5 protein-coding genes are annotated in these 11,441 nt (G+C 44.4%); all 5 read right to left on the bottom strand.

The window, feature by feature from the left end; genetic code table 11:
- Positions 1 to 1,162, bottom strand: a 1,162-nt coding sequence (locus tag CVV21_11145; protein PKL90830.1) for a hypothetical protein, incomplete at its 3' end; no start/stop codon positions are given.
- Positions 1,163 to 1,206: 44 nt separating this feature from the next.
- Entirely contained in the window at positions 1,207 to 2,055 is an 849-nt protein-coding gene (locus CVV21_11140) for a hypothetical protein (GenBank protein ID PKL90829.1), read from the bottom strand.
- Between the two features lie 296 nt (positions 2,056 to 2,351).
- The gene (locus tag CVV21_11135; protein ID PKL90828.1) at positions 2,352 to 7,634 is read right to left on the bottom strand and encodes a hypothetical protein; all 5,283 of its coding nucleotides are present in this window, start codon (positions 7,632 to 7,634) and stop codon (positions 2,352 to 2,354) included.
- Positions 7,635 to 7,734: 100 nt separating this feature from the next.
- Positions 7,735 to 8,019 carry a hypothetical protein gene (locus CVV21_11130; protein ID PKL90827.1) on the bottom strand — a complete coding sequence of 95 codons (285 nt, stop codon included), beginning with the start codon at positions 8,017 to 8,019 and terminating at the stop codon, positions 7,735 to 7,737.
- 208 nt (positions 8,020 to 8,227) lie between these two features.
- Complete coding sequence (locus tag CVV21_11125) at positions 8,228 to 11,062, bottom strand: hypothetical protein (protein ID PKL90826.1); 2,835 nt, start codon at positions 11,060 to 11,062, stop codon at positions 8,228 to 8,230.
- Positions 11,063 to 11,441 lie beyond the last annotated feature (379 nt).

Below are 11,441 nucleotides of genomic sequence, written 5' to 3'. Positions count from 1 at the left end.
TAGTCTCAGTTGCCGTCCGAGTAGTTGTTTCCGTAATAGTTTCAGTAGTTGTCTGAGATGCCGTTTCAGTTATCGTTTCGGTTGCCGTCTGTGTAGCTGTTTCTGTTATAGTCTCAGTTACAGTTTCCGTACCTGTCTCCGTGACGGTCTCTGTTGCAGTTTCCGTGATTGTATCGGTTATTGTTTCTGTTGCGGTCTGCGTATTTGTCTCAGTCATTGTCCCGGTAACAGTTTCCGTGGTTGTTTCGGTTATAGTCTCTGTAGCAGTTTGTGTATTCGTTTCAGTTATAGTTACTGTTGCTGTCTGTGTGACCGTCTCTGTTACAGATGCAGTGGATGTTTCTGTAATAGTCTCAGTATTTGTCTGCGAAACCGTTTCAGTTATCGTTTCGGTAGCTGTCTGTGTAGCCGTTTCTGTTATAGTCCCGGTAGCTGTCTGCGTAGCAGTTTCCGTTATTGTCTCCGTTATAGTTTCCGTGACAGTTTCAGTCATCGTCCCTGTTACTGTCTGCGTGACAGTTTCGGTCATTGTCTCTGTTATAGTTCCGGTTACAGTCCCGGTAGCGGTTTGTGTAACGGTCTGCGTCACAGTCTCTGTTGCAGTTTCAGTTGACGTTTCCGTGATGGTTTCCGATACAGTGGGTGTTACCGTTTCTGTCATTGTCTGTGTAATAGTTTGGGATAGAATAATCAGTGTTTCCGTCATGGTGATTGTGGAAGTCTGAGAAATAGTAGGCGTATGCGTCTCTGTAGCCGTTAAAGTAATGGTTTCCGTAGAAGTTTCTGTTACTGTCTCAGTTGATGTTTCTGTTGCAGTCTGTGTTACAGTTTCCGTACCTGTTTCAGTAACAGTTCCCGTCACAGTCCCGGTTGTTGTTTCTGTAACTGTTTTTGTTACCGTCTCAGTTATAGTCTCTGTTCCCGTCTGTGTCGCAGTCTGTGTCACAGTTTCAGTAACGGTCTCAGTAACTGTTTCGGTGACAGTCTCAGTTGATGTTTCCGTAATAGTTTCCGTCACGGTCTCAGTAACCGTTTCAGTTATTGTCTCTGTTACGGTTTCTGTAGCCGTTTCGGTAATAGTCTCGGTTACTGTCTGCGTGACTGTTTCTGTAATAGTTTCTGTTACAGTCTCAGTTGCTGTTTCGGTAATCGTTTCTGTCACGGTTTCAGTAACGGTTTCAGTAACCGTTTCAGTTATTGTATCCGTTACGGTTTCTGTAGCCGTTTCGGTAGTAGTCCCGTTTCGGTAGTAGTCTCGGTTACTGTCTGCGTGACTGTTTCTGTAATCGTCTCTGTCACGGTCTCAGTTGCTGTTTCTGTAATCGTTTCTGTGACGGTTTCAGTTGCTGTTTCGGTTATTGTCTCGGTTACTGTCTGCGTAGTCGTTTCGGTAATTGTTTCTGTTACAGTCTCAGTTGCTGTTTCGGTAATTGTTTCTGTCACGGTTTCAGTTGCCGTTTCGGTTATTGTCTCTGTTACAGTCTGTGTAGTCGTTTCAGTCATCGTCTCAGTTGCAGTCTGTGTGGACGTTTCGGTTATTGTCTCAGTTACTGTCTGCGTGACTGTTTCTGTAATCGTTTCCGTCATGGTCTCAGTTGCTGTTCCGGTTATTGTCTCTGTTACAGTCTGCGTAGTCGTTTCGGTAATTGTTTCTGTCACGGTTTCAGTAACCGTTTCAGTTATTGTCTCTGTCACGGTTTCTGTAGCCGTTTCGGTAATAGTCTTAGTTACAGTCTGCGTAATCGTTTCTGTCACTGTCTGTGTATTAGTCTGCGTAACCGTTTCTGTTATGGTTTCAGTTACAGTCTGCGTGTTAGTTTCAGTTATAGTCTCGGTTACAGTCTGTGTAGCTGTTTCTGTCATAGTCTCGGTTACTGTCTGAGTGTTAGTTTCTGTTATAGTTTCTGTAGCTGTTTCTGTCATAGTCTCAGTTACTGTCTGAGTGTTTGTTTCTGTTATGGTCTCTGTTACAGTCTGCGTGGCTGTCTCAGTTACAGTCAGAGTAGTCGTTTCAGTTATTGTCTCTGTTGCAGTTTCTGTAGCTGTTTCTGTCATAGTCTCGGTTACTGTCTGAGTGTTAGTTTCTGTTATGGTCCCTGTTACAGTCTGCGTGGCTGTCTCAGTTATAGTCTCTGTTACAGTCTTAGTAGCCGTTTCAGTTATTGTCTCTGTTACAGTTTCTGTAGCTGTTTCTGTCGTAGTCTCTGTTACAGTCTGCGTGGCTGTCTCAGTTATAGTCTCTGTTACAGTCTGAGTGGCAGTTTCAGTTATAGTCTCTGTTACAGTCTGAGTGGCAGTTTCAGTAACGGTTTCCGTTGCAGTCTGTGTAGATGTCTCAGTTATAGTCTCTGTTACAGTCTGAGTGGCAGTTTCAGTAACGGTCTCCGTTGCAGTCCGTGTAGATGTCTCATTTCTGTTGTGGTTTCTGTTGTGGTTTCTGTTGTGGTTTCTGTTGTGGTTTCTGTTGTGGTTTCTGTTGTGGTTTCTGTAGCCGTTTCGGTAATAGTCTCGGTTACGGTCTGCGTAACCGTTTCTGTAATAGTATCTGTTACTGTCTCAGTTGCTGTTTCAGTAATAGTCTCTGTCACGGTTTCAGTTGCCGTTTCGGTAATAGTCTCAGTTACAGTCTGCGTAACCGTTTGCGTTATAGTCTCAGTTACAGTCTCGGTATTAGTCTCCGTAACCGTTTCTGTTACAGTCTCGGTTACAGTCTGCGTGGCTGTTTCGGTTATTGTCTTAGTCACAGTCTGTGTATCAGTTTCTGTAACAGTCTCAGTACTTGTCTGTGTAATTGTACCCGTTACAGACGCAGTTACCGTCTGTGTAGTTGTTTCAGTTATTGTCCGAGTCACAGTCTGCGTGGCAGTTTCTGTCACAGTTCCAGTACTTGTCTGTGTAATTGTCTCCGTTACAGACGCAGTTGCCGTCTGTGTAGTTGTTTCAGTTATTGTCTGTGTCGCTGTCTGAGTTATGGTCTCAGTCACAGTCTGCGTAACCGTTTCTGTCACAGTCTGTGTGGCAGTTTCTGTCACAGTTCCAGTATTTGTCTGTGTAATTGTATCCGTTACAGACGCAGTTGCCGTCTGTGTATTTGTTTCGGTTATTGTCTGTGTCGCCGTCTGAGTTATGGTATCAGTTACTGTCTGCGTTGCTGTTTCGGTTATTGTACACGTTACAGTTTCAGTACTTGTTTGGGTAATTGTCTGTGTAGCAGTCTGTGTCATCGGCTGTTCTGTCGGCGTTATTGTCGCAGTAATACTGCGCGTTACGGTGGCTGTCGGTGTCGGCATATTGCTGGTAAATATCACCGTTGTCCCTGTATCCCTGTCAGGAACTGCCGTTGATCCTGGAAGCGAACTGTCAGGGTTTATCACATTTGTCTGCGCAGTCTCGTTATAAACATTTATCCACGCGTATCCAAAAGAATCCGTAACACCGGAAACACTGCCTGTATTAATTCCCAAAACAGACGTAAGCGATGAAGATGTAAAGATTGCCGCGCCTGTAACGCTTACGCTTACAGGTATAGCCCCTAATACACCGTTTCCGTATAAATCAACCGCCTGCAGATTAATTACAACCTGCGTCCCTATCTCTGTATATTCAGAAACCGCTGACGCGGTAAAATGGTCCGCGCTTCCAGGTATCCAGGTTAATAACGCCGAAACATCCCTGTCCGGAACTGATGTAGAACCCGAAAGCGTGCTGTCGGGCGTTACTGTAACCGGCTGTGCCGTATAATTAATCACCGTAATTGAAGCCAGCCCTGTGGCTGCAGTGGTTCCTGTCACTGTATTGGTTCCCAGCCCTGATACGCCGGAAAGTGTGGAAGCTGTAAATATTGCCGCTCCGGATGTATAAATTACAACTTCCTGTGCTATCGGCACAACAAGCCCGTCCGCATCCAGCACCATAATATTTAATACTTTTTCATCGCCTGCGGTTAACGCACCGGGCGCCGGATCCACAACTTCAATATGATATTCACCGGGCATTACAAAACTGATATCTGCCGCTTCATCAAAAGAAGGAAATCCCCAGCTTGTTGAATCGGGCGTCACTTTAACATTACCGATGGTATTTTTTTGTACTATAAGATCTTCATATCCCGACGCGTTTGTAAAACCAAAAGCAGTACCTGTCCCCGCGCCGCTCCATCCTGCCGGTACAGAAGAGAAATATCCGCCGTTATCAAGCGTTATAGTCACAAACTGTGACGAAGCCACAGTGTTTCCATAAATATCTTCTATCCAAACCCTTACCGGTTCGCCTGTTCCGCCCGCTGCCGCAATGCCGTCAGATACGCTTACGGATGCGTGATGCGGAGAAGTAAACCATATGTATGAATTAATATTATTTGCAGGGCTTCCGGCAAGCGCGCACGCCGGTGTAATTGTGACATTTTCAGCAGCCGCGTTATACACACTGAACTGCGCAAATCCTACGGCATCCGTATTCCCGTAAATTGTATTTGTACCTTCACCGGCCCAGCCTGCAGGCGCCGCGGAAAATACAGCGGAACCATTTACAGTAACAGTAATTAACTGCGTTGAATTTAAAGAATTGCCGTCTATATCAACCACCTGGGATTTTAACACCACTTCATTTCCCGCGGGTATAACACTAAACACAGGATTAAGCTGAATATGGTCAGGCGCCCTGACATAAAAGTTATAAACCCTTGCGCTCCTGACCCCGTTATCCTCTTCGCCTTCAACCACCGCCGACCACATGCCGGCTTCCGGCAATGCGGGTATTGCATAATTATAGTAATACTGCTTATACCCCGGCACTGAAGCCGTATCGGTATTCGCATACGTCATTAATGTCGTTCCTGCAACCTGCGTCACACCTGACGGGTTGTAAATTGCTATCCTTGCATTGGCCACTGCATACGCCCCAAACGGGTCAGATACCTGCGCGGATATTCTTATATTTTCACCCGCCACATACGCGTTGGATGTCACCCCAAACGCATCATATGATTTTATCCAATCCACACCGACGTAATCAGTGACATTCATGGAAATGTTAGAATTCTGCGCGGCATCGGAATTATGATAAACTCTGAAATACGTATTGCCGGTGCCAAGATTTGTAAACATAAGTACAAGCCTGTATCCTGCCGGTACCGTCACAGGCGATGGCACAGTAATTGTAAACGTTCTTATCGCAATATTAGTATCTCTTATTCTTATATTTACAGGGTATCTGTAGTCACCAATCGGATATGAATTTATGCCGTTCGTATAAAACAAACTTACTTTCGCCGTATTATTTATATTGGCATCAGAAAGGGCAAGCCTTACCTGTACATCATTTTCTATCCTAAGTTCGCGGTAAAGAACCGGAGACATACTCCAGAAATGCGACGCATATCTTGATATCTGCGTATAACTTAATCCCGCAGCCCCTGTTCCTGCTGTATCTTCCAAAGTCGTAAGGCTGTTTATATTTGCCGCGGGCGATTGCGTGGATAAATCATCTCCATGAAGCCATAAAGATTTAATCACAGCGCTTTTATACGCGGCTACCGTTGTCTCTTCCACAATGCAGGTAAAGGACGCGTTGACAATGCCGGTAAATTTAATATTGCTCCTGTCAACTTCCCCGCCTTCGGCTGTTATAGGTACAAACTTTCTATATATAAGATGATAACCGGTATTATTGGCTATTTGTATGTCAGGCAAACTGTTGAAATTGGAATTATAAAGCGGATTAATGTATTCCCAAATTCCGTTGCCGTCCGCATCCGCGGCTATTGTTGTTCCTGACGCTCCGTCTATCAGATATCCCGGCCACGGCATCGTTACCGAATCAAGGCTTATGTCAAACCGGTCATCCGAACCCGTTGTATTGCTTACGGTCAGATCAATATCACCTGCCTGCCCTATATTTACCGTCTGCTGCGCCTGCGGCAGCGCGCTTATTCCCCCTATGTATATCTTTATCGTCTTGCTGTCATTTGAAGAATTTGAATCTGCATAACCCATGTCAGCACCAAGGTCAGTATACACTTTTATTGTGTATTCGCCGTGCGCAAGAGTGCTTATATCAAAAGGGCATTCAACATTATGCGCTTCCGCGTCAGGTACCGTAAATGTTTTTGAAGTAAATGTGGAATTTATATAAAAACCCGACGGCCCGGTTATTTCCACATGCACCGGCAGGTTCGCCCAGTCCCTTAATCCATAATTAACCGCAGTTGCCGTTATCATTACATATCCGTCAGAATTTTGATATGTCAGGCCGTCAGCAGGGCTTGATACACCGCTTATTCCCGTATCAAACAGTTTTGTTTTTCCAAAATTTATTTCATTCTGCATATCTGTCTGCGCCTGGCCGTTTAACGTATTGCCGTATCCCCATATAATATCAACGGCCTTTCTCTGTCCTGCTGTCAACGCGCCAAGGTTCCATTCAAGCGCTGTGCCCGCATCGCCTAAATATGCCGCCACATTATTAAGGTTTGTCTGAATGCCTGTCCATGTATTGTTATACGTGCCAACATGATGATTTGCACTTGGTAAAAAGCCCGAATACCCGCCATACGATATAGGCAACCCTGCCGGCTTGTACCCAAAAACTGTATCTTCGCCATTATCATAAGCGCAGCTGTCATTATTAATATTTCCGTTAAAATTCCAGTCAGCCCCCTGAAAAAACCTTATATTTACAGCAGTTGCTGCCGCATCATTATTTGTTATGTAATAAATCGTCGCAAACCATTTCTTGTTGCCCCTTATTATTGTCTTTTTATTAATTAAAAACGGTATCTCCGGCGCTCCGGTTGTTGTCTGAAATACCGTGTTTATTACCGCTTCTGTTTCACCCCATGGCGTCACATGCAGCTGTTCATACGTGGTACTTACATGCGCGAAATCCCTGGTTATACTTGTCCCCGGATTTCCATACTGATATGTATTAAGCCCGTATGTGTACCTTAACGCAATTTTTCCGCCCGCATTCGCGTCTATATCATTTCCTATCCCATTATCCCCGTCCCTTCCAAGGTGGTCAATATTGTTAATCCCATTTATAATATCCTGCTCCCCGTTATAAGGATAAATTATCGCGGAAATCTGCCCCGCGCCATTTAATGCTTCTTCCACCATTATTGAAAAACTGGCCTGCGGCGGCGACAACACAACCGAATATCCGTTTACCGGGTCGTCATAAAAATATACTTTATCCCCCTCCACATACCATAACTCTTCCCCGCTTATTTTTCCGGTCTTTCTGTCAATAGAATTACTGTTTACAATCTCAGTGCCGTTATCCTTTAATATCTTTTTTACCGTGTACCCTTTTGGAATATCCGCGCTTAAGCGGTACCACTGCCCGTCTTCTTTATTATTCAACTCCACTCTCATTACATTATCCTTAATTCTGCGGCTTGAAGTTTTTGCCTTCATGTGTTTTTCAATGTCCAGCCCGGGCGCAATTGCGTTCTTTATCCCGGCAAATTCTTTATTTTTAAATTCAAATATCCGCCTGCCCGCAGGCGATTTCTTCTTTTCGAATTTTTTTATCTCTTCAGGGTGGTCCTCCCTTTCAATTGAGTTATATATGAATTTTTTCTCTGCGGGGTCATATGCTATGAATTCCTCGGCGGCAATGGCCGCAAAAGGCATAATGGTAACAACCGCTGTTAAAACAGCAGGAAATAAAACTCTGATTACTTTTTTTAACACAACATTAAAAACCATTTTAATTGTTTACCCGACCTTTTGATTAAACCAGTGATGCAGTGCTGTCTTCAGCTTTCCGGTTTGTCATACTAATCACTTCTTTTATTCCGCGTAAAGAAACTCCCTTTCCTGACAATGTTTTTATTTTTTCACATAATTTAAGGTCTTCATCTGAATAAATCCTTACACGGCCTGTCCTTAACGGCTTTATAAGCCCGTGCCTTTCCCAATTTCTTAAAGTCTGCTGGTGTACCTGCAGAATTTCAGCAACCTGATTTATTTTAAAAATTTTTTCCTGTTTTTTTACCTGCAATACGTTATTAATCATAAAATCCTCCTTTAAAAATCGGTATAAATATTATAATTTAGGAAGTATTATACCATTGATAACGGTATTGTCAATTGACGCAGATTCCGTCTTTAAAATAATGATATTTTTATGATTTTTTCGGACGAAAAAAGCCCAATATGTTGTATTATTACTCAAATGGCGCTATAAGATATCACAATTTCGTATCGTGAAATTAAAATGACTTTTATTTTATATAAATCTTTTCAAACTTTTTAATAAGCCTCTTTGTATCCATATCTTTTATCTCAATAAGCAGCACATAAATTCCCGATGCCGCATTTTTACCTGACGCTGTTTTTAAATCCCATGTAAAATCAAGCGAATCAAGTTCATAAGTTTTTATCACTTCCGCGTTAATATTAAATATCTTTGCCTTTATCCATTCGGCATTTACCGTTGTCCCTGTTACGCGTATAAAGTTTTTATCATAATTAACGTGAAGGGTTTCAATCCTTCCCGCCACCTGAAGTATCACAGAGAAAACTTTTATTACAAGATATTCGTTTCCGGTTTTGTCTGTGGATTTTACTTTCATCATATACATACCGGTTGAAACCACAGCGCCGGACGAAGACTTGCCGTCCCAAACGCCGATATTACCGCCGACATCTGATGCTATCTGAAGTAAAGCCTGCCCGTCCGCTTTAAAGGGGTCAGAAGATATGGCAAAACCATGCACCGCGTCTAAAGTCATAACATTTGGCAGATGGTTTACAATTTCTCCCCTGCTGTCAAAAATGGTTATTTCCACCGTACATTCATCAGCAGGAATTGGCGTGATTGTATATGTGGGTGTAATTGTAAATGTGGAAGTTATGGTCATTGTCTGTGTGGCAGTGGCAGTTACAGTCATCGTGGGCGTTGTCGTGGCAGAAATAAACGGAGTCTCTGTTTCTGTAACAGTTATGGTAAAAGTCGGTGTTGAAGTACACGTTATGGTAACAGTATCTTCAGGCGTAATTGACTGAGTAAGCGTGACAGTCGGAGTGCTTGTCCGGGTATGTGTCGCACTTGAAGTGTCCGAAGGTGTTGCAGTTATGGTTGAGGTTACGCTTAAAGTGGCCGATGGCGTTGCAGTCATTGTTTCTGTTTCAGTGGCTGTCTCCGTTGCCGTTTGTGTAATTGTCTCTGTACCGGTGGCAGTTTCTGTATTCGTCGCGGATGCAGTAACAGTGGCTGTTTGCGTTGTTGTTTCTGAAGAAGTTGCGGTCTGCGTTGAAGTTTCTGTTGCCGTCGCAGTTGCCGTTTCTGTAACCGTCAGTGTTGATGTTTCCGACACAGTCGGGGTTGAAGTTTCAGTCTGCGTATCCGTTTCCGTCACGGTCTGTGTTGCAGTTTCTGTCACAGTCTGCGTTGCCGTCTGTGTGTTTGTTTCTGTTAAAGTCCCTGTTACTGTCTGCGATGATGTTTCAGTTGCCGTTTCTGTAGCCGTCTGCGTGGCGGTTTCTGTCGCTGTTTGTGTTGCTGTTTCAGTGGATGTTTCCGTTATAGTTTCCGATACAGTAGGCGTTGACGTTTCCGTCACTGTCTGTGTAATTGTAGGAGAATAAATAACCGGCGTTTCCGTCATTGTGATCGTGGCGGTCTGTGTATCTGTTTTAGTTGCTGTTTCTGTCACAGTCTGCGTCGCCGTCCGGGTCATTGTCTCCGTTACAGTTTCCGTACCTGTCTCAGTTACAGTCTCTGTTGCTGTCTGTGTAGCTGTTTCTGTTATTGTCTCTGTAACAGTTTTTGTGTTCGTTTCAGTTATAGTCACTGTTACCGTCTTTGTTGCCGTCTCCGTGACGGTCTCAGTTGCTGTTTCAGTGGCTGTCTGTGTGGTTGTTTCGGTTATAGTTTCTGTTACTGTCTGTGATGCTGTCTCGGTTATCGTTTCAGTAGCTGTCTGCGTTGTTGTTTCGGTTCCAGTCTCTGTTGCCGTCTTAGTTGCCGTCTCCGTGACGGTCTCTGTTACCGTTTCAGTGGCTGTCTGTGTGGTTGTTTCGGTTATAGTTTCCGTTACTGTCTGTGATGCCGTCCCGGTTATCGTTTTAGTCACTGTCTGTGATACTGTCTCGGTTACCGTTTCTGTTGCTGTCTGTGTAGCCGTCTGTGTTATCGTTTCCGTTACAGTTTCCGTACCTGTCCGGGTTATTGTTTCCGTTACCGTTTGTGTACCGGTTTCGGTTGCAGTCTCCGTTACTGTCTGCGTGGAAGTTTCGGTTATTGTCTCTGTCACAGTCCCGGTTGCAGTCTCTGTAGCGGTTTTTGTAACAGTCTCCGTAACAGTCTCTGTTGCCGTTTCAGTGGACGTTTCCGTGATGGTTTCCGATACAGTAGGCGTTGACGTTTTTGTCACAGTCTCTGTAATCGTCGGAGAATAAATATACGGTGTATTAGTCATTGTAATTGTACCGGATTCGGTAACTGTAGGCGTAACAGTTCCCGTTGCAGTTTCTGTTGCAGTCTGTGTTACCGTTCCGGTTACTGTACGGGTAGCCGTCTCTGTAATCGTTTGTGTATTTGTCTGCGTAACAGTCTGTGAGAAAGTTCCCGTTACAGTTCCGGTCGTTGTCTGCGTTACAGTTTCTGTTACAGACGCAGTTACCGTCTGTGTTGTTGTTTCAGTGGCAGTTTCCGTTACTGTACGCGTCCCCGTCTCGGTTATTGTTTCAGTATTTGTCTGCGTTGCAGTTTCCGTTACAGACGCAGTTATCGTCTGTGTTGTTGTCCCGGTTACTGTCTCTGTAGCCGTCCCAGTGGCAGTTTCAGTTACTGTCTGTGTAGCCGTCTCAGTTACAGTTTGTGTATTTGTATGTGTCACGGTTCCCGTTACAGACGCAGTTACTGTCTGCGTCACAGTCTCCGTAGCAGTCTCCGTTACTGTCTGTGTAGCCGTCTCGGTTACAGTCTCTGTAGCAGTCTCCGTTGCCGTCCGAGTAGCAGTCTCCGTTACTGTCTGTGTTGCCGTCTCAGTTACCGTCTGTGTATTTGTATGTGTCACGGTTCCCGTTACAGACGCAGTTACTGTCTGCGTCACAGTCTCCGTAACAGTCTCTGTTCCCGTCTCAGTAACAGTCTCCGTCGCCGTCGAGGTTACCGTCTCTGTATTTGTCTGCGTAACGGTTTCAGTTATAGATGCAGTTACTGTCTGCGTTACAGTCTCTGTTATTGTTTCAGTAGCAGTTTCAGTTACAGATGCAGTTACTGTCTGCGTTACAGTCTCCGTAACAGTCTCTGTTACCGTCTCAGTAACAGTCTCCGTCGCCGTCGAGGTTACCGTCTCTGTATTTGTCTGCGTAACGGTTTCAGTTACAGATGCAGTTACTGTCTGGGTTGTTGTCTGTGTAGCCGTTTCAGTTACTGTCTGTGTAGCCGTTTCAGTTACTGTCTGTGTAGCCGTTTCAGTTACTGTCTGT

This window comes from Candidatus Goldiibacteriota bacterium HGW-Goldbacteria-1 (genome assembly GCA_002839855.1).
Classification (GTDB): Bacteria; Oederibacteriota; PGYV01; order PGYV01; family PGYV01; genus PGYV01.
This window is presented reverse-complemented; position numbering and strand designations above follow the sequence as displayed.

Coding starts and splice junctions, on each gene's coding strand:
- CVV21_11130 (PKL90827.1), bottom strand. CDS start 8,019: ATGATTAATAACGTATTGCAGGTAAAAAAACAGGAAAAAATTTTTAAA.
- CVV21_11140 (PKL90829.1), bottom strand. CDS start 2,055: ATGACAGAAACAGCTACAGAAACTGCAACAGAGACAATAACTGAAACG.
- CVV21_11135 (PKL90828.1), bottom strand. CDS start 7,634: ATGCCTTTTGCGGCCATTGCCGCCGAGGAATTCATAGCATATGACCCC.